At 71.6% G+C, this 19,263-nt stretch carries 13 protein-coding genes; 8 read left to right on the top strand and 5 right to left on the bottom strand.

Going from position 1 to position 19,263, the window contains the following annotated elements; all coding sequences use genetic code 11:
* Window positions 1-16: 16 nt before the first annotated feature.
* The 3 genes from kdpA to K4B79_RS11975 form a co-directional block, all read right to left on the bottom strand.
* Window positions 17-1,681, bottom strand: a complete 1,665-nt coding sequence (gene kdpA, locus K4B79_RS11985) for a potassium-transporting ATPase subunit KdpA (RefSeq protein WP_232026494.1) — start codon at window positions 1,679-1,681, stop codon at window positions 17-19.
* 7 nt (window positions 1,682-1,688) lie between these two features.
* Window positions 1,689-1,778 (bottom strand): K(+)-transporting ATPase subunit F, encoded by a 90-nt coding sequence (gene kdpF, locus K4B79_RS11980; protein WP_016434100.1) that lies wholly within the window; start codon window positions 1,776-1,778, stop codon window positions 1,689-1,691.
* 259 nt (window positions 1,779-2,037) lie between these two features.
* Window positions 2,038-3,879: an APC family permease gene (locus K4B79_RS11975; protein WP_232026493.1), complete on the bottom strand. Its 1,842-nt coding sequence runs from the start codon at window positions 3,877-3,879 to the stop codon at window positions 2,038-2,040.
* Between the two features lie 272 nt (window positions 3,880-4,151).
* On the opposite strand from K4B79_RS11975, the gene K4B79_RS11970 reads away from it, so the two are divergent.
* Window positions 4,152-4,697 (top strand): hypothetical protein, encoded by a 546-nt coding sequence (locus K4B79_RS11970; protein ID WP_232026492.1) that lies wholly within the window; start codon window positions 4,152-4,154, stop codon window positions 4,695-4,697.
* 343 nt (window positions 4,698-5,040) lie between these two features.
* On the opposite strand, the gene K4B79_RS11965 is transcribed toward K4B79_RS11970, so the two are convergent.
* Window positions 5,041-7,536 carry an ATP-binding protein gene (locus K4B79_RS11965; RefSeq protein ID WP_232026491.1) on the bottom strand — a complete coding sequence of 832 codons (2,496 nt, stop codon included), beginning with the start codon at window positions 7,534-7,536 and terminating at the stop codon, window positions 5,041-5,043.
* Window positions 7,537-7,773: 237 nt separating this feature from the next.
* Between K4B79_RS11965 and K4B79_RS11960 the strand changes: the two genes are divergently transcribed.
* Window positions 7,774-9,351 (top strand): Na+/H+ antiporter, encoded by a 1,578-nt coding sequence (locus K4B79_RS11960; RefSeq protein ID WP_232026490.1) that lies wholly within the window; start codon window positions 7,774-7,776, stop codon window positions 9,349-9,351.
* Here K4B79_RS11960 and K4B79_RS11955 read toward each other — a convergent pair.
* A complete protein-coding gene (locus K4B79_RS11955) occupies window positions 9,348-10,907 on the bottom strand; it encodes a hypothetical protein (protein WP_232026489.1) in 1,560 nt (519 codons plus the stop codon). The two genes, K4B79_RS11960 and K4B79_RS11955, sit on opposite strands and share 4 nt — an antisense overlap.
* Window positions 10,908-11,374: 467 nt before the next feature.
* On the opposite strand from K4B79_RS11955, the gene kdpB reads away from it, so the two are divergent.
* The 6 genes from kdpB (at window position 11,375) to K4B79_RS11930 (ending at window position 19,164) form a co-directional block, all read left to right on the top strand.
* Window positions 11,375-13,528, top strand: a complete 2,154-nt coding sequence (gene kdpB, locus K4B79_RS11950) for a potassium-transporting ATPase subunit KdpB (protein WP_232026488.1) — start codon at window positions 11,375-11,377, stop codon at window positions 13,526-13,528.
* A gap of 350 nt (window positions 13,529-13,878) precedes the next feature.
* Window positions 13,879-14,688 carry an SDR family NAD(P)-dependent oxidoreductase gene (locus K4B79_RS11945; RefSeq protein ID WP_232026487.1) on the top strand — a complete coding sequence of 270 codons (810 nt, stop codon included), beginning with the start codon at window positions 13,879-13,881 and terminating at the stop codon, window positions 14,686-14,688.
* A 31-nt stretch (window positions 14,689-14,719) separates the two neighbouring features.
* Window positions 14,720-14,797, top strand: coding sequence for a 50S ribosomal protein bL37 (locus tag K4B79_RS48595; RefSeq protein ID WP_370863322.1), 78 nt, complete (start codon window positions 14,720-14,722; stop codon window positions 14,795-14,797).
* Between the two features lie 111 nt (window positions 14,798-14,908).
* Window positions 14,909-15,451, top strand: a complete 543-nt coding sequence (locus K4B79_RS11940; protein WP_232026486.1) for a DUF1707 SHOCT-like domain-containing protein — start codon at window positions 14,909-14,911, stop codon at window positions 15,449-15,451.
* Between the two features lie 204 nt (window positions 15,452-15,655).
* Window positions 15,656-16,996 carry an aminotransferase class I/II-fold pyridoxal phosphate-dependent enzyme gene (locus K4B79_RS11935; RefSeq protein ID WP_232026485.1) on the top strand — a complete coding sequence of 447 codons (1,341 nt, stop codon included), beginning with the start codon at window positions 15,656-15,658 and terminating at the stop codon, window positions 16,994-16,996.
* A gap of 215 nt (window positions 16,997-17,211) precedes the next feature.
* Entirely contained in the window at window positions 17,212-19,164 is a 1,953-nt protein-coding gene (locus K4B79_RS11930; protein WP_232026484.1) for an APC family permease, read from the top strand.
* Window positions 19,165-19,263: the final 99 nt, after the last annotated feature.

Here is a 19,263-nt window from a genome sequence, read left to right as displayed (position 1 = left end):
TTCTCTATACGGGTGGTCATGACGCCAGCCCCTCGGCCAGCGGCCCCAGCGCGAGAGCCGGGAAGTAGGTCAGACCGGTGATGATGAGGATCGCGCCCACCAGCAGGCCGGTGAAGAGCGGCTTCTCGGTGCGCAGCGTGCCCGCGGTCTCCGGGACCGGCTTCTGCTCGGCGAGCGAACCCGCGAGCGCCAGGACGAAGATCATGGGCAGGAAGCGGCCGAGCAGCATCGCGAATCCCGTCATGGTGTTGTACCAGTCGGTGTTCGCGTTCAGGCCGGCGAAGGCGGAGCCGTTGTTGTTGGCGGCCGAGGTGAACGCGTACAGCACCTCGGAGAAGCCGTGCGCACCGGAGTTCAGCATCGAGTGCGGCGGGGTCGACAGGGCCATGGAGGCGGCGGTGAAGACGAGGACCAGGGCCGGCGTGACGAGGATGTAGCAGGCGGCCAGCTTGATCTCGCGGGTGCCGATCTTCTTGCCCAGGTACTCGGGCGTACGGCCGACCATCAGCCCGGCGATGAACACCGCGATGACCGCCATGATCAGCATGCCGTAGAGGCCGGAGCCGGTACCACCGGGCGCGATCTCGCCGAGCATCATGCTCAGCATGGTGATGCCACCGCCCAGGCCGGTGAACGAGGAGTGGAAGGAGTCCACCGCACCGGTCGAGGTGAGCGTGGTCGCCACCGCGAAGATCGACGAACCGCCGACGCCGAAGCGGACCTCCTTGCCCTCCATCGCCCCGCCCGCGGCCTGCAGCGCCGGGCCGTGGTGGGCGAACTCGGTCCACATCATGAGCGCGGTGAAGCCCAGCCAGATGGTGGCCATGGTGGCGAGGATCGCGTACCCCTGGCGCACCGAGCCGACCATCACGCCGAAGGTGCGGGTCAGCGCGAACGGGATCACCAGGATCAGGAAGATCTCGAAGAGGTTGGTGAAGGCGTTCGGGTTCTCGAAGGGGTGGGCGGAGTTGGCGTTGAAGTAGCCGCCGCCGTTGGTGCCGAACTCCTTGATGGCCTCCTGCGAGGCCACGGCGCCGCCGTTCCACTGCTGCGAGCCGCCCATGAACTGGCCGACCTCGTGGATGCCGGAGAAGTTCTGGATCGCGCCGCAGGCCACGAGCACGATCGCGGCGATCGCGGCACCCGGCACCAGGATCCGCAGCGTGCCGCGCACCAGGTCGGCCCAGAAGTTGCCGAGCTCACCGGTGCGCGAGCGCGCGAACCCTCGTACGAGGGCCACCGCGACGGCGATGCCGACGGCGGCGGAGACGAAGTTCTGCACCGCGAGCCCGGCCGTCTGCACGACGTGGCCCATGGTCTGCTCGCCGTAGTACGACTGCCAGTTGGTGTTGGTCACGAACGACACGGCCGTGTTGAACGACTGCGCCGGGTTCACCGAGTCGAAGCCGAGCGAGCCGGGCAGGACGCCCTGGAGCCGCTGGAGCAGGTAGAGGAAGAGGACACCGACCACGGAGAAGGCGAGGACCCCGCGCAGATACGCGGTCCAGGTCATCTCGGTGTCGGGGTTGGCACCGATGCCCTTGTAGATCCACCTCTCGACGCGCCAGTGCTTGTCGGCGGAGTAGACCCTGGCCATGTAGGTGCCGAGGGGGACGTAGACGAGCGCCAGTGCTCCTATGAGGGCGAGCAGCTGGAGGACGCCGGCGAGTACGGGACCCATCTGTGTCTCAGAACCTCTCCGGGAAGATCAGGGCGAGGACGAGATAGCCCAGCAGGGCGACGGCCACGACGAGGCCGACGATGTTCTCGGCGGTCACAGCTTCGTCACCCCCTTGGCGACAAGGGCCACCAGCGCGAAACCCGCGATCGTGGCGATGACGAAGGCCAGGTCGGCCATCGCGAACTCCTGGGGTGAGGTTCGATGAACAGGGACGAGTAGAGGAAAGCGCCTCTTTGGCCGGATCGGGTCGTCCGTTGACGACTCCCTTACGGCGACACCCACGGCTTTGACGGGACTCTTACGACCCTTGATCCATACCAGCGGGCAGAACCGACGCAGCGGTCGATCGATCCGGCTCACAGAAGCCGGAAGCGCAGCCGGCAGATGACCGCGTCCGTCTCCCGGCGCACGGCGTGCGCGACCACGGCCCCCCGCTGGTTCTGCAGCAGCCGCTGCCACAGCCGCTCCGGCTCGGTCTCCGGGATCAGCACGGTGACGCGCGTGCCAGGCTCGGCGGCGGCCACCTCACGGACGTAGGCGGCGATGGGGCGGCCCAGACTGCGCCGCTCGCAGGTCAGCCGGATCAGTGGGACGCCCGGGTCCCAGGCGGCCCAGGAACGCTCCAGGGCGTGCAGGGCGGCCCGGTCCTCGGGATCGGGGTAGCACACGGTCACCGCGCGGACCTCGTCACCGAGGGAGGAGGCAGCCGTGAGGGCCTCCGAGGTCAGTCTGGACAGGGAGGAGACGGGGACGATCACCAGCGAGCGCTCGCGGTGCGGGGCCTCGGGGATGCGGCCCCGGCCGAGCTGCTCGCCGATCCGGCCGTAGGCGCGCTGCACCGTCTCGAAAGCGGCCACCAGCAGCGGCAGGGCGATCACCACGAGCCAGGCACCCGCCGTGAACTTCTCCACGGTGACGACGACGGTCGCGACGCCGGTGAGCAGCGCGCCGAAGCCGTTCAGCAGCGCCTTGCCGTGCCACCCCGGTCCTCGCTCGAGGCGCCAGTGCCGGACCATGCCCACCTGCGCGATGGTGAAGCCGACGAAGACACCGATGGCGAAGAGCGGGACTAGGGTGTTGGTGTCGCCGCCGGAGAAGACCAGCAGGGCAGCCGAGACGAGCGCCAGCGCGAGGACACCGTGCCGGTGGACCTGGCGGTCGGCCTTGAGTGCGAAGACGTGCGGCGCGTAGTTGTCCCGGGCCAGCAGCTTCAGGAGCACGGGCAGGCCGCCGAAGGACGTGTTGGCCGACAGGGCCAGAAGGATCATCGTCGCGAACTGGATGACGTAGAAGGCCCAGTTGTGCCCGAGAGAGGCGTCCGCCAACTGGGCGAGGACAGTGACGCCCTGGACCGGCTGGAGGTGGAAGCGGCCGATCAGGACGGACAGGCCGATGAGCATCGCCCCGAGGACGGCTCCGAGGGCGACCTCCGCCCGCTGGGCCCGCTTGGCGCGCGGAACCCGGAAGGAGGGAACGGCGTTGGCGATGGCCTCCACGCCCGTCAGCGCGGCACAGCCGGAGGCGAAAGCCTTCAGCAGGAGGAGTGCGCCCACGGCGGTGGCGTTGTCGGCGAGGACCGAGGCATGCCCGGCGGCGGTCACCGTGCTGACCGGCCCGGACCGGAAGAGGCCGACGGCGATGAGGACGAAGATCGAGCCGACGAAGACGACCGTCGGCACGATGAACGCCCTGGCGGACTCCACGATCCCGCGCAGGTTGACGCCCGTGACCAGGGCGAGCACCGCCAGGCACAGCCACAGCCGGTCGTCGTAGAGGGTCGGGAAGGCGGAGGTGAGCGCGGCGACGCCGGCCGTGACAGCGACGGCGACGTTGAGGACGTAGTCCAGGACCAGGGAGGCCGCCGCCACCAGACTGGTGCGCGCGCCCAGGTGGGTCTTCGCGACGGCGTAGGAGCCGCCGCCGTCCGGGAAGGCCGCGATCACCTGCCGGTAGGAGGCCACCAGCACGGCCAACAGGGCGGCGATGGCCAGTGTGACGGGCATCGTGAAGCCGAGGCCGTGCGCGCCCGCGGCCGCCAGCACCAGAACAATCGCCTCGGGGCCGTACGCCACGGACGCCATCGCGTCCAGCGACAGGGCCGCAAGGCCGGTGACGGCGCTCAGGCGGTGGCGTTCGCCGGTATCGGGCGGCTCCTCGCCCGCGGGCACGGCGTTCGGCTCGGTGGTCACTACGGACATGGGTGCGGACTCCTTCTCGCCTCGGCCGCGCACGAGGCTGAGGTGTGCACGACCGCACTCAGGTTCCGTCCTTTTCCGGCCGCCTCCGAAGGTTCCTTGCGACTTCTTCGCGCCCAACCGGCCGACCTTGACGCGACATTGACGGGTGTGTGACGTGGGCGACTTCCGCATGCCCGCCGCGTCACGGGCAGGAAGCAGGGAACCGCTCGATATCCGTCAGAGCCGTGTCAAGACGCGCCGATCGGATTCCCCTGGTCGCTACCGTCGGCGCCATGGGACGCCGTGACGACGTGTCCGGAGAGCCGCCCGACGGATCCGGTGAGGCGACGAACGACCGCGAGTGGGCGCAGGAGCTGTGGAGCGCCGTCCGCTGCGCGGGCGTCCTGCTCGCCCTTCTCCTGCTGATCGACTGGGGTTCCGGCCGGCTCACCCCGTGGCGCACCGTGCTGTGGTGCGCTCTCTCCGGGCTGCTGTTCCTCGTGCTGTGCCCCGACCGGGTGTCGGCGGGCGGGAACTGGCTGGCCTCGCGCCGGCTGCTGCGTGAGCGGCAGGTCCGGACGGATCTGCTGGTGTCGGTCCGCTGCCTGGACGGCATCTCCCAACGGATCGTGCTGCGGGACGCGCTCGGTGGGCGCGTGGAGCTCGACCCCGAGGTCCTGGTGCGCAATCCGCGGTTGTGGTCCAGCCTGGACGGGGGCGCGCGGAAGGCCGCAGAGGACGGGCTGCTGCTGTGCGGAGCGACCGTCCTGCGCCGCATCTCCCGCCGGGTCGACCGCGAGACCGCCCGTGCCGTGTTCAAAGCCTCCGGTCTGGAGTGAGTGCGGAGCCTGCGTGAGGCCCGAGCGGTCGGCCCGGACCGGCCGTGTCCAGCGCCGAACCCGTCTGGTCAGCGAGGGTCACCACCACGAGGCGGGCCCGGAGCGGTGGTACGGGACTTGGCCCCGGGTGAATCTGAAGCGGTCGGGGCAGCGGCCGTTGCCGTGCGGTGGACGTGTGCGGAGTGGGCCGCGTCCATGATGACCTCCGGGTGGTGTGCGCAGAGCCCCAGGAAGGGGCCGACGGTGCTTGCAGTCAAGGGGAACCGGTCGCGCGGCGGCCAGGGTCCGGGTGGTGTCGAGGTCCAGCCCCGGCGCGGTTTCCCTGCACTGGTCACCGTGCTCGTCACGCACCTCCCACACTCTGCTCCGTCGGTTCGGCACCCGCGTTCTGTGCGGCGAGCGGTAGCGACACGACCATCGTGAGACCGCCGCCGGGCGTGTCCTCGGGGGTGAGGGTGCCGTTCATCGCCTCGGTCAGGCCCCGCGCGAGGGCCAGTCCGAGGCCGAGCCCGGTGGTGTTGTCGGTGTCGCCGAGCCGCTGGAAGGGCTCGAAGAGCCGCTCCCTGCCGTCGGCGGGCAGACCCGGCCCCCGGTCCACGATCCGCAGCTCCACCCGGCCCGCCAGGGCACTGGCGGTGACCAGCACCTTCTTGCCAGGCGGGGTGTGGCGGTCGGCGTTGCCGGCGAGGTTGGCGATCACCCGTTCCAGCAGCGGCGGGTCGGCGAGCATCGGCGGGATCTCCTCCACGTCCGCCACGTCCACCGCGGAGACTTCCGTCAGTGCCATGGGCAGGACCTCCTCCAGGGAGGTCGGGCGCAGGTTCAGCGTGAGGACTCCGGCCTCCAGGCGGCTGAGGTCGAGGAGGTTCTCCACCAGGCGGTTGAGTCTGGCCATGGACTCGTCGGCGGTGGCGAGGAGTTCGTCCCGGTCCTCGGCCGAGAACTCGACGTCCCGGCTGCGCAGCGAGGTGACGGCGGCCCAGCCTGCCGCCAGGGGGGTGCGCAGGTCGTGGCCGACGGCCCGCAGCAGTGCCGTGCGCAACCGGTCGGCGGCCTTCACCGGCTCGACCTCGGCGGCGGCCTCGGCGAGCCGGGACCGCTCCACGGCGGAGCCGACGTGCGCGGCGAAGGCGGCCAGCACCCGTCGCTCGGACGAGGACAGGGTGCGACCGCGCAGGGCGAGGAAGGCACCGGGACCCGCCGGAACGGCCGTCACACCGGGCGCGTCGGGAGGCTCCTCCACCAGATCCGCCGACTCCATGCCGAAGGTCTCCCGGGTCCGCTCCAGCAGGGCCGGGATCGTGGCCTCGCCCCGCACGATGCTGCCCGCCAGCGACGACATGGTCTCCGCCTCGGCCGTCGCGCGGGCGGAACGGCGCGACAGCCGCAGGGACCGGTCCACGACCGCGGCCACGGTGGCCGCCACGACCGCGAACACCGCCAGGGCCAGCAGGGCGTTCGGATCGTCCAGCGTGAACTGGCCGATGGGCGGGATGAACCAGTAGTTGAGCAGCAGGGACGCGGTCACCGACGCGATCACCGCGGAGGTGACTCCTCCTATGCAGGCCACGCCCACCACGGCGAGCAGGAACAGCAGGGCCTCGCTGGTCAGGTTCAGGGTGCCGCGCAGCTGGGCCAGGACGACCGTGAGCAGGACCGGCAGCACCAGTCCGGCCACCGGACCGGCGATCAGCCGGGCCGTCGACAGGGTGCGCCGCCGCGACGGCAGCAGGGTGCCGCGCCCGGCCCGCTCGTGCGTGACCCGGTGGACGTCGATGTCACCGGACAGCTCGGTCACGGTCTCACCCGTGCCGGGCCCGGTCAGGAACCGTGCCAGCCGGCCGCGGCGGCTCGTGCCCAGCACCAGCTGTGTGGCGTTCTCCGCGCGGGCGAACTCCACCAGGGTCGCGGCGACGTCGTCACCGACCACCGAGTGATAACTGCCGCCCAGGTCCTCCACCAGCCGCCGCTGCCGGGCCAGGGAGGCGTGCGAGACCCCGGCCGCGAGGCCGTCGCTGCGGGCCACGTGCACGGCCAGCAGGTCGCCGCCCGCGGACCGGTCGGCGATCCGGGCCGCCCGCCGGATCAGGGTGTCGCCCTCCGGGCCGCCGGTCAGCGCGACCACCACCCGCTCCCGGGTCTCCCACACCCGGCCGATGCCGTGCTGCGAGCGGTATTCCTGGAGCGCCTCGTCGACCCGGTCGGCCGTCCACAGCAGCGCCAGCTGCCGCAGGGCGGTGAGGTTGCCCGGCCGGAAGTAGTTGGCGAGCGCCGCGTCGACCTTCTCCGGGGCGTAGATGTTGCCGTGCGCCAGCCGGCGCCGCAGTCCTTCGGGCGGCATGTCCACCAGCTCGACCTGCTGGGCCCGCCGTACGACCTCGTCGGGCACGGTCTCGTGCTGCGGCACCCCGGTGATCTTCTCGACCACGTCGTTGAGGGACTCCAGGTGCTGGATGTTGAGGGCGGTGATGACGTCGACGCCCGCGTCGAGCAGGATCTCGATGTCCTGCCAGCGTTTGGGGTTGCGGCCCTCACCGGGGACGTTGCTGTGGGCGAACTCGTCGACGATCACGACCTGCGGGCGGCGCGCGAGGACCGCGGCCAGGTCCATCTCCTGGAAGCGGCCGCCGCGATAGCTGCAGGGGGCGCGGGCAACGACCTCCAGGCCGTCGAGCATCGCCTCCGTGTGCGGGCGCCCGTGGCACTCCGCGAGCCCCACCACCACATCCGCCCCGCGGGCGGCACGGCGCCGCCCCTCGTCGAGCATCCGGTAGGTCTTGCCGACCCCCGGAGCCGCCCCGAGGTACACCTTCAGTCGTCCGGGCCGTACGTCACTCATCGCCGCCGACGCGCTCCGCTCACTGGCTCAACTCCCCCTCTCATGAAGGAGGCTGCTCCTAAGCAAGCCCTTCCGCGAGCCCGGTGGGACGCCTGTTAGCGCATCCTTGGCGCCCGTCCCGAAGACCTTGACACTGTCTTGACGTGACCTGCACCGGATAGGGTGAGAGCGGTGTGCCGGGAAGTCTGGTCGGCAGGGGAGCCAAGGCGGTTCCCCTCGTGAGTCCGGGGAGACGGCATGCGCGGCGTCGGGACGGTTCTCGCCCTCGTGGTTCTCGCCACGGTGGTGGCCACCTTCGCGCGCCGGTGGCGCATACCCGCCCCTTCTCTCCTCGTGGTCGCCGGTCTCGGCGTGGCGCTGCTGCCGGGCACCCCGCAGATCGAGATCAGCCCCGAGATCATCGGCCTCGTCGTGCTGCCGCCTTTGCTGTACGCCAGCGCGGAGGACATGCCCTGGCGGGAGCTGCGCGCGGTGTGGAGACCGGTCGGGATCCTCGCCATCGGCCTGGTGCTGGCCTCCGCCGCGGCCGTGGCCGCGGTGGCCGCGCTGGTCACTCCCCTGTCCTGGCAGATGGCGTTCGTGCTGGGCGCGATCCTGGCCAGCACCGACCCGGTGGCGGTGACCGCGCTCGGCCGCCGGCTCGCCCTGCCGCCTCGCGTGCAGGTCCTGGTCCAGGCGGAGAGCCTGTTCAACGACGCGACCTCGCTGGTGCTCGTGCGGGTGGCCGCAGGCATCGCCGTGGCGTCCGCCGCCGCCGACTGGGGTGCGGCGGGGGCCGAGTTCCTGGTGCTCGCGGGCGGCGGCACGATGATCGGGGCCGCGGTCGCCGGAGTCGTCGCGCTGATCCGGCGCCGTACCGCGGACCCGGTGCTGGAGACGGTGATCGCTCTGGTCACCCCGTACGCCGCCTACCTGCTGGCGGAGATCGCGCACACCTCCGGAGTCACGTCCTGCGTGGTGGCGGGCGTGGTCCTCGGCGGGCGCGGCGACCGCCTCACCGACGCCCGCATCCGCCTCCAGCTGCACGCCGTGTACGGCACCGTCGTGTTCCTCCTGGAGAGCGTGGTCTTCAGCCTCATAGGGCTGGCGCTCCCGGCCCAGGTGCGGGCACTGGACGACGGCGACCGGGCCTGGCCGCTGTACGCCCTCGCCGTCGCCGCCACCCTCGTCGCCGTCCGCATGCTGTGGCTCGCGCCCCTGTCCGCGGTCGTGCAGCGCAAAGGCGGCCTGGGCCGGGTGAACTGGCGGGTGCCGATGGTGCTGACGTGGGCCGGCACCCGCGGGGTGATGCCGCTGGCCGCCGCCCTGTCCATCCCGGAGCTCATGCAGGACGGCGCCCCGCTGGCCGACCGGCCGCTGGTCCTGGTCCTGACCACGTCGGTCGTGGTCGTCACCCTCGTCGTGCAGGGCTTCACCCTCGCTCCGGTCGTCCGCCGCTCCGGCCTGGCGCTGGAGCCCGCGCACACGGCGCGCGAGGAGGCCGAGGCCCGCTCCCGCCTCGCCCACGCGGGCCTGGCCCACCTTGAGGAGCTCGCGGAACTGGAGGTCGTGCCCGAGGTCGTCCTGGACCGGCTCCGGCGTGGTCTCAGCGCCCGCCTGGACGACGCCCGCGACCGCCTCGCCGAGCAGAACAGGAGCGACGGCGCGGCGACCGAGTCGGCCGACCGGGTCTACCGTCAGCTCCGCCGGGACCTGATCCTCGTCGAGGGCACCGAACTGCAGCGCCTCTACGACGCCCACACCATCAGCGACACCACGCGCCGCAGGCTGCAGCGCTCCCTCGACCTGGAGGAGGCCCGGCTGGCGGACGCCTAACGGAACTCCGCCAACCGGGGGCGCAGCCCGAGCAGGGTCAGCAGAGCGGCAGCCGCCAGGAACCCGCACGCGCACGGAAGAAGGCCGCCCACCGTCGCCCTCCCCGCACCGACGGACGACGTGAAGTGGGCGCGGTTGATGCCCGCCACCTCGTCCAGCGCGGCCATCCACGCCCCGAAGTGCGCGTTGGACGTGCCCGCCGCCCACCCCATGCAGAACTCCACCGCCTCCTGTTCCTTCCCGGCCGCCAGCAGCGCGCGGATCCTCCGGTCGTCGCGCTGGTAGACGGCGTAGGTCCGCACCGTCTTCTCGGCCGCCGCCCGCTCGCCGGGGAAGGTGATGTTGTCCAGCTCGCGGCGGAACTCGCCGGTGAAGCGCAGGTCGTGGTGGTCGGTCTCGTACGCCTGCCAGGTGGTCGCGAGCCGGGAGTCGTACGTCGGGAGAGTCGCGCCCTTGACGCCGTACAGCTGCTGGGACTTGGCGAGGAACGCGTCCGCGTACTGGTCACGGCGCTGCGGGTCGAGCAGGTAGCGGCTCTCGTCGGCGTTGGCGTCGTAGGCGACGGCACGGGCGCGATCGAGGGCGACCACGGAGTCGAAGGCGTCGTGCCGGGCCACGCGCAGGTGGCCGGCGGAGGCGGACAGCATCTGCGTCCCGAGGATCACGGCGAGCAGCGCGCACACGGTGGCGGCCAGTACCGCGGGGTTGAGGACGCGCCTAAAGCGGCGGGCCAGGTAGCACTGGAGGACGCCGAGCGTGGTCAGCAGCAGCACGCCGAGGGCCAGGACGGCGGTGAGCCGGGTGCCCAGGCCGGAGCGCGCCGAGGCGTACTCTGCGTCGAAGGCCGCGTCGTTCGAGGCCACCAGCGTGCTTGCGGCGGGCAGGAGTCGCGTGCGCAGCAGGTCGGTCGCGCGACGGTAGTCGGCGAGGGCGCCCGCCTTGCCGCCGCGATGGCCGGCGTTCTCCAGGGCCCGGCCGATCAGCTCCTGGTACTCGGCGAAGCCGTCGGTCAGCGACTCCACCGTCCTCTCGTCGGACCGGCTGCCCTGCGCGGCGACGGCGAGGGTGCGCAGGTCGTGCCCGATCTCGCGCCGGGCATCGCCGTAGTAGCCGACGGCCTTGGCGTACGGCGTCCGCAGTCGGCCCTGTCCCGCGTCGCCGTTGGACAGCAGGATGTTGGCGGCCTGGGCGTCCATGTCGTTGAGGGCCAGGTCGAGGTCGGCCGCGCTGGTGGTGCGGGGCGCGTCGTGACCGGCCACGCTGTTCCAGGTGCCCAGGGTGGTGAGCCCTGCCGCCAGGAGCAGGGCGGCGAGGGTTCCGGTGAGCAGGACCGTGGCCGCGCGCAGGAGGCGCAGCCGCGCGGGCACGGTGGCCCAGTAGCGGCGGCGCAGAGCGGCCCGCGCGGCCACGGCCCGCTGTCTCGGGCGGCGCCCCGGACCGCCCGTCCACGGCACCCCTCGCCGCCGCGGTCCGGGGTCGCCCCCGAGCGGGGTGACCGGCGGCTGCGCGCCGACCTCCGGCTGAGGTCTGTGCGATGTACCGGCCGTGATGGTCACGGTGCCTCCCCGTCACGCGACGGACGGTCGTCCGTCCCCCCGTTGCCGCTCAGTCTGCGACCGGATCCGGCCAGGTGCGGGCGTCGTTGACGGCCTTCTGACGGCACGCCGGGGTTGTTTGACGGGACCTTGACGGTGTGCGCGCCGGTCCCGTATGAAAGCCGCAAATTCCGTGCTGAGCAGGGTTGTTGGACCATCCGTCGCGGATAGGTTCCTGGGTGGTCCGCCGCCGAGGCCGTCGCGTCAACGGCCTCACCGGCTCCGGAGTGCCCACTCCGAAAGGGGCTCACGGCGGCCCGGTGCGTGCCCCGAAGGCAGGCACCGGCGTGTGGCGTCCCCTCGTCTTCCCGCGCCGACGTCCACGCACCACCGTGCGGTGCCGGGGCCCCGGCACCGCACGGCCCCCAGGTGTCCCACCCGTCCGCCGGCACGCCCTGGCGCCTGCCGCGCCGAACCACGAAGGTGTCATGCATCCCGCCGCGCCCGAGCAGGCCCCGCAGTCCCGCCCCCAGCGCACCACAGGACCCGCACCCGAAGGGGGAGCCCGGCGCCGCGCCCCGAGCGGCGCCTTCGAACCCGCCCAACTCGTCAGCTCCTTCCCCGAAGCACTGCGCAAACTGCACCCGAGGACCCTGGGCAGGAACCCCGTGCTCTTCGTGGTGTCCGTGGGCGCGGCGCTGACCACCCTGTCCGCGCTGCTGCACCCGGCCGTGTTCACCTGGGTCATCAGCGCCTGGCTGTGGCTGACCGTGGTCTTCGCCAACCTCGCCGAGGCCGTCGCGGAGGGCCGGGGCAAGGCGCAGGCCGAGTCGCTGCGCAGGGCCCGCACGGACACGGTCGCCCTGCGGCTGCTCGACTGGCGCTGGGGCACCGACCTGCGCAGCGCCCGCACCGAGGCGGTCGCCGCCACCGACCTGAGGCCACTGGACGTCGTACTCGTCGAGGCCGGCGAGATGATCCCGGCGGACGGCGATGTCGTCGACGGCGTCGCCGCGGTCGACGAGTCGGCGGTCACCGGTGAGTCGGCGCCCGTCATCCGGGAGGCGGGCGGCGACCGCAGCGGGGTGACGGGCGGTACGACGGTCCTGTCCGACCGGATCGTGGTGCGGGTCGGCGCACGTCCCGGCCACAGCTTCCTGGACCGGATGATCGCCCTGGTCGAGGGCGCCGACCGGCAGAAGACCCCGAACGAGATCGCGCTCAACATCCTGCTGGCCTCGCTCACGATCGTCTTCCTGCTGGTCGTGGTCACCCTCCAGCCGATGGCCGAGTACGCCGACGCGGCCCAGTCGACGACCGTCCTGGTCGCGCTGCTCGTCACCCTCATCCCGACCACGATCGGCGCCCTGCTGTCCGCGATCGGCATCGCCGGCATGGACCGCCTGGTGCAGCGCAACGTGCTGGCCATGTCCGGCCGGGCGGTGGAGGCGGCCGGGGACGTGAACACCCTGCTGCTGGACAAGACCGGCACCATCACCCTGGGCAACCGCGAGGCCGCCGCGTTCGTCCCGCTGCCCGGCGTCGACGAGGCACAGCTCGCGGACGCCGCCCAGCTGTCCTCACTGGCCGACGAGACGCCCGAGGGCCGCTCCGTCGTCGTCCTCGCCAAGAACCGGTACGGCCTACGGGCGCCCGCGGAGGGCGAGTTGGCGAACGCCCGCTGGGTCCCCTTCAGCGCGCGGACCCGGATGAGCGGGATCGACCTGCGCTGGGACAACGGCGCGGTGTGCGCCATCCGCAAGGGGGCCACCCAGCAGGTCATCGAATGGGTCCAGATGTACGGCGGCCAGGTCCCGCCCGAGGCACGGCGCTTCGCCGACTCGGTGGCCACCTCCGGCGGGACCCCTCTGCTGGTGGCCGTGCACGACTGGCACGGACCGCGTGTCCTCGGGCTGGTCCACCTCAAGGACGTGGTCAAGGACGGCATCCGCGAACGCTTCGCCGAACTGCGCCGCCTGGGCATCCGTACCGTCATGATCACGGGCGACAACCCGCTCACCGCCCGCGCCATCGCCCAGGAGGCGGGCGTGGACGACTACCTGGCCGAGGCCACCCCCGAGGACAAGCTGGCCCTCATCAAGCGCGAGCAGACGGGCGGGAAGCTCGTCGCGATGACCGGTGACGGCACCAACGACGCGCCCGCCCTCGCGCAGGCGGACGTCGGCGTCGCCATGAACACGGGCACGTCGGCCGCCAAGGAGGCCGGCAACATGGTCGACCTCGACTCCAACCCGACCAAGCTCATCGAGATCGTCGAGATCGGCAAGCAACTCCTCATCACCCGCGGTGCGTTGACCACGTTCTCCATCACCAACGACGTCGCCAAGTACTTCGCGATCATCCCGGCGATGTTCGCGGGCGCATATCCGGGCCTGGAGTCCCTGAACGTCATGGGCCTGCACAGCCCGACCTCCGCCATCACCTCGGCGATCATCTTCAACGCCGTGATCATCGTGGCGCTGATCCCGCTCGCCCTGCGCGGCGTGCGCTGCACGCCCTCCTCCGCCCATGAACTGCTGCGCCGCAACCTGCTGCTGTACGGCCTCGGCGGGCTGGTCCTGCCGTTCGTCGGCATCAAGCTGATCGACCTGCTGATCTCGCGCGTGCCCGGCCTCGGCTGAACCGGGCCCGCCCGGCTCCCCGTCAAGGCCCCGTATGCGCACGTCACACACACGTCAGAGCCCCGTCAGAGAAGACGCTCCAAGCTTGCCCCGGCCGTGCCCCACGGCTTCCATGGATGACGTGAACAGCGCCTGGCTTCTCTTCGACCGGCCCCCGAGTTCCGCTCGGCCGCCCCGTCGTGCGCCGCGCTGTGCGGAAACACCCGCGTCCGTGTCCCGCTGACGCTTTCCGCATCCCCGGGGCGCCGTGATGCCACACGGCGCCCCCCTTCCTTGTTTCTCACTCCCGCACCTGACACCGCCCCCTTGCCAGGGCGGTGTGCCGCGTGCCTCAACCTCAGATGGAAATCATGTCCGACACCTACCTTTCGTCCCGTACCGTGCTCGTCACTGGCGCCACCTCCGGCATCGGCCACGAGACCGCCCGGCAGCTCGCCGAGCGCGGCGCCACCGTGCTGCTCCACGGCCGCACCACCGAGGAGGCCCGCGCCGCCGCCGACCGCCTCATCGCCACCGCGGGCGTCGACGCCGGCCGACTGTGCACGTACGGTGCCGACTTCACCCGCCTCGACGAGGTCGAGACCCTCGCCCGCAAGGTGATCACCGAACACCCGCACCTCGACGTGCTCGTCAACAACGCGGGCATGGCCGCCCCGGAGCGGCACACGGTCACCGCCGACGGCAACGAGATCGCCTTCCAGGTCAACTTCCTCGCCCACTACCTGCTGACCTGCCTGCTGGAGCCGGCCCTGACGAGCGACCCGGGCGGCCGGGTCGTCAACGTGTCCTCGGCCCTGCACCGCACGGCCTCCATCCAGTGGTCCGACCCCAACCGCGCCCGCCGCTACTCCCGGCTCGCCGCCTACGCCCAGTCGCAGCTGGCGCTCACGGTCTTCGCCGCCGACCCACGTGTCACCGCGGTCTCCGTGCACCCGGGCGTGTGCGACACCGCGCTGCTTCCCCTGTACTCCCACGAGGGCGTCTCCCCCGCCGAGGGCGCCGCCCACGTGGTGCGGCTGTGCGACCCGGCCGTCGAGATCGTCAACGGCGCCTACTACGACCGCGACGAGCGCGTCGACCCGGCCCCGGCCGCGACGGAGGACCGCACCGTCAGGCGCCTCAACAAACTGGCGGACCTGCTGGTCGACCGCACCGCTTGAAGGCCCTTCACCGGCAGAGGAGCTGACGTACATGTCGAAGCGCGCCCGCAAGAAGAGGGCACGCCGGAAGAAGAAGGCCAACCACGGCCGCAGGGCCGGCCAGAGCTGACGGAGCACCACGGACCGCAGGGGCGGGCGACGGGGAACAGTGAATCCCCGGTCGCCCGCCCCCGGTCGTCGTACCTGGTGGCCGTCGCGCGGTGCCGCTAACGTGTCGGCCATGTCGAACGACATCCCGGACATGCGGGCATCGCACGAGGACCGCGACCACGTCGTGGAGGTGCTGCGGGTCGCCGCCGGTGACGGCCGGCTCGACGCCGAGGAACTCGACGCGCGGCTGGAGAGCGCGCTCTCGGCCCGGACGCTCGGCGAGTTGGCCGGGCTCACCGCCGACCTGCCGATCCCGCCCTCGCTCGTCAAAGGCGAAGACGTACTCGTCGTCGAGCAGCACGGTGGCAAGTACGTACGGGAGGGCCGCTGGACGGTACCCGCACGCATCGCCCTGCGCACACAACTGTGCCGGGTCACCTTCGACTTCACCCACGCGGCGATCACCTCGGACGTCCTGCGCATCGAGGCGGACATGACGCACGGCAAGCTGATCTTCGCAGGCGCGCGGGACCTGGTGATCGACACCGGCGGGCTCGGCCTGACCTACTCAAAGATCAAGCTCCGCTCCAGGAACTCCACCGCCGACCCGCGCCTGCGCATCGAGCTCGTCGGAACACTCGTACACGCGAAGGTCGTCGAGCGGCGGTCGTAGCGCATCCCCCGCAGGATGCCGCCCCGGCGCTGACCCGACGTCAACCCGGCGTCAGAAAACACTCTCTGCCGATCAAGAACACATCAGGGCAGACCCGTTCTTTGCCCTCTGCGTCATAGCGTCACCACAGGCCCACCGCCCCGGCGAGACCCGCCCGGTCGACAAGGTCCCGGACCTCCCCCATCACAGGAGAAGACGCACGACATGACCATCACTGTGCCCGCCACCCCCACTCAGGCAGGGCCGGACGACGGCCGGCTGGCCGATGCCCGGGAGAAGGACATCATGCGGTTCCGCACGGTGTCCGGCCCCGATCTCACCACCCGCAACGACGCCTACCTCGCCTGGCAGCGGGACCGCGAGCAGGCCGACCTGTGGCCCTACTTCCGCCGCTACGACACGGCCCTGACCACCCGGGCGACCGCCGTGTCCGACACCGGTGTGATCACCCACGGCCCCAACTTCGGCGGCCAGGACTACCTCTCCCTCACCGGCCACCCCGCGGTCCTCGACGCCGCGCACCAGGCCCTGCGCGCCTACGGCCCGATCACCGCCGGCTCCCCCGCCCTCGGCGGCGCCAACCCGATCAGCAAGGCCCTGGAAGCCGGACTGGCCGAGGCCCTGCGCACCGACCACGTGGCGCTCTTCCCCACCGGCTGGGCGTCGGGCTTCGGCACCATCCGGGCCCTGATGCACCGCCGCGACCACATCCTGCTCGACAAGCTCTCCCACGACTCCCTGCGCCAGGGCGCCGCCGCCAGCGGAGCCACCGTCGAGTTCTTCCGGCACCTCGACAACGAGGCCGTCCGCCGCCATCTGACGGGCATCCGCGCCACCGACACCAAGAACGCCGTCCTCGTCGTCACCGAGGGCGTCTTCTCCATGGACTCCGACACCCCGCAGCTCGCCGAACTCCTCGGCATCTGCCGCGAGTACGGCGCCCAGCTGATGGTCGACGTCGCCCACGACTTCGGCGCCATGGGCGAGAGCGGGGGCGGCCAGCTGGAGGTCCACGGGATCCTCGGCCAGGTCGACTTCGTCGTCGGCGCCTTCTCCAAGACCTTCGCCACCACCGGCGGCTTCCTGGCCACGCCGTCCGCCTCCGCGCGGGAGTACGTGCGCATGTTCGGCGGTCCGCAGACCTTCTCCAGCGCCATCACCCCCGTACAGACCGCCGCCGCCCTCGCGGCCCTGGGTGTCGTGACCTCGCCGGAGGGCGCGCGACGCCGGGCGGCCGTCGCCAGGGTCGCGACCCGGCTGAGGGAAGGACTGACGGCACGGGGCCTGGAGGTCATGGGCGACGTCGTCTGCCCGGTCGTGCCCGTCCTCATCGGCGACACCCCGACCGGCCGCACGGCCTCGGGCCTCATCGCCCGCGCCGGCCTCATCGCCCACCTCGTCGAACAGCCGGCCGTCGCCTCCGACGCAGCCCGCTTCCGTCTCCAGGCCATGGCGGACCACACCGACGACGACGTCGACACCGCGATCGGCATCCTCGACACCTGCATCCGCGAGGCCCGACAGGCCACAGCCCCGGCCCGCTGAGCCCCGGGCGCACCCCGGCCGGGCGGAACCCTCGCCAAGGACCTCCGCTCGGCCGAGGTGCGGGAAAAGAGGGGCACACCCGCCGCCCTTAACGGAGTCTTGACGCGTTCGGAGCACGCTCCCGTGGGCCCAGGCGTCACTCTCTGCTTACGCTGGTGCCGCCGTCCGTGTGATGGCCCGAACCCCTCACCGAGCCGCGCACCAGGAGCCCTCCGATGGTCACCACCGAACGCCCTCCGCAGCGGCTGCGCGCGTGGATGCTGCAGGGCCTGTCCGAGATGGGCAGGGCAGGTGGCCACACGGGCCCCCACGCCGAACCGAAGCCCGCGCACAAGGGCGAGCCGTGGTACCGGGTGATGTGCCTGACCGGTGTCGACTACTTCTCCACCCTCGGCTACCAGCCGGGCATCGCGGCCCTGGCAGCCGGCCTGCTCTCCCCGATCGCCACCATCGTCCTGGTGATCGTGACCCTGGCCGGCGCCCTGCCCGTCTACCGCCGGGTCGCCGAGGAGAGCCCGCACGGAGAGGGCTCGATCGCGATGCTGGAGCGGCTGCTGTCCTTCTGGAAGGGCAAGCTCTTCGTCCTGACCCTGCTGGGCTTCGCCGCCACCGACTTCCTGATCACCATCACCCTCTCCGCCGCCGACGCCTCCACCCACCTGGTCGAGAACCCGCACCTGAACAGCGCCCTGCACGACCAGCAGATGCTGATCACCCTGGTCCTGGTCGCCCTGCTCGGCGCGGTGTTCCTCAAGGGCTTCCTGGAGGCGATCGGCGTCGCGGTCGTCCTGGTGGGCCTCTACCTCGCCCTGAACGTCGTCGTCGTGATCGTCGGCTTCTGGCACATCATCACCGCGGGCCACGTCGTCACCGACTGGTCCAGCGCCCTGACCGCCGAGCACGGGAACGTCTTCGTGATGATCGGCGTCGCCCTCATCGTCTTCCCGAAGCTCGCGCTCGGCCTGTCCGGCTTCGAGACCGGCGTCGCGGTCATGCCCCACGTGAAGGGCGACGACAGCGACACGGAGGAAAGCCCCAAGGGCCGCATCCGGGACACCAAGAAGCTCCTGACAGCCGCCGCGGTCATCATGAGCGTCTTCCTGATCGCCACCAGCTTCATCACCACCCTCCTCATCCCGGAGAAGGACTTCGAGTCGGGCGGCCCGGCCAACGGCCGCGCCCTCGCCTATCTCGCCCACGAGTACCTCGGCGGTGCCTTCGGCACGGTCTACGACATCTCGACCATCGCCATCCTGTGGTTCGCCGGCGCCTCCGCGATGGCCGGCCTGCTCAACCTGATGCCCCGCTACCTGCCCCGCTACGGCATGGCCCCGCACTGGGCCCGCGCCGTGCGCCCCATGGTCATCGTCTTCACCCTCATCGGCTTCCTGGTCACCTGGATCTTCGACGCCGACGTCGACGCCCAGGGCGGCGCCTACGCCACCGGCGTCCTCGTCCTCATCAGCTCGGCCGCGGTCGCGGTGACCATCGCCGCCCACAAGGCCGGCCAGCGGAACTGGACCGTCGGCTTCGGGGTCATCTCGGTGGTCTTCCTCTACGTCACCGTCGTCAACGTCATCGAACGCCCCGACGGCGTCAAGATCGGCGCCTGCTTCATCGCCGGCATCATCCTCGTCTCCCTCCTCTCCCGCCTGGCCCGCGCCTTCGAGCTGCGCGTCACGCACGTCGAGCTGGACGACATGGCGGAACGATTCATCCGCGACATCGCCAGCCGCAAGATCCGCTTCATCGCCAACGAGCCCGACCAGCGCGACAAGGCCGAGTACCGCGACAAGATCGAGCAGATCCGCGCCGACAACGACATGCCGGAGCGGGAGGACTTCGTCTTCGTCGAGGTGACCGTGACGGACCCCTCGGAGTTCGAGGCCGGCCTGACGGTCCGCGGTGAGGTCCTGCACAACCGCTACCGCGTCCTGACCCTGGAGTCCTCGTCCGTCCCCAACGCGCTCGCCGCCCTCCTGCTTCACGTTCGCGACGAGACGGGCTGCACCCCGCACATCTACTTCGAGTGGACCGAGGGCGGCCCGTTCGCCAACTTCCTGCGCTTCTTCCTCTTCGGGCAGGGCGAGGTGGCCCCGGTCACCCGGGAGGTCCTGCGCGAGGCGGAACCGGACCGGGCACGCCGCCCGCGGGTGCACACCGGCTGAACCTCCGGCGCCCCCGTCAGGATGCCGTCAATACTCACCCGTACGGCGTCAGGACCCCGTCAGTGTCGGCAGCCGACCGCCTTACGGCCGCCTAGCCTC

This window comes from Streptomyces lincolnensis (genome assembly GCF_021173675.1).
Taxonomy (GTDB): domain Bacteria; phylum Actinomycetota; class Actinomycetes; order Streptomycetales; family Streptomycetaceae; genus Streptomyces; species Streptomyces lincolnensis_B.
This window is presented reverse-complemented; position numbering and strand designations above follow the sequence as displayed.

Bases quoted from the DNA above. Each gene is read 5' to 3' on its own strand.
- kdpA (WP_232026494.1), bottom strand. From the start codon at position 1,681: ATGGGTCCCGTACTCGCCGGCGTCCTCCAGCTGCTCGCCCTCATAGGA.
- K4B79_RS11975 (WP_232026493.1), bottom strand. From the start codon at position 3,879: ATGTCCGTAGTGACCACCGAGCCGAACGCCGTGCCCGCGGGCGAGGAG.
- K4B79_RS11970 (WP_232026492.1), top strand. From the start codon at position 4,152: ATGGGACGCCGTGACGACGTGTCCGGAGAGCCGCCCGACGGATCCGGT.
- K4B79_RS11965 (WP_232026491.1), bottom strand. From the start codon at position 7,536: ATGAGTGACGTACGGCCCGGACGACTGAAGGTGTACCTCGGGGCGGCT.
- K4B79_RS11960 (WP_232026490.1), top strand. From the start codon at position 7,774: ATGCGCGGCGTCGGGACGGTTCTCGCCCTCGTGGTTCTCGCCACGGTG.
- kdpB (WP_232026488.1), top strand. From the start codon at position 11,375: ATGCATCCCGCCGCGCCCGAGCAGGCCCCGCAGTCCCGCCCCCAGCGC.
- K4B79_RS11945 (WP_232026487.1), top strand. From the start codon at position 13,879: ATGTCCGACACCTACCTTTCGTCCCGTACCGTGCTCGTCACTGGCGCC.
- K4B79_RS48595 (WP_370863322.1), top strand. From the start codon at position 14,720: ATGTCGAAGCGCGCCCGCAAGAAGAGGGCACGCCGGAAGAAGAAGGCC.
- K4B79_RS11940 (WP_232026486.1), top strand. From the start codon at position 14,909: ATGTCGAACGACATCCCGGACATGCGGGCATCGCACGAGGACCGCGAC.
- K4B79_RS11935 (WP_232026485.1), top strand. From the start codon at position 15,656: ATGACCATCACTGTGCCCGCCACCCCCACTCAGGCAGGGCCGGACGAC.
- K4B79_RS11930 (WP_232026484.1), top strand. From the start codon at position 17,212: ATGGTCACCACCGAACGCCCTCCGCAGCGGCTGCGCGCGTGGATGCTG.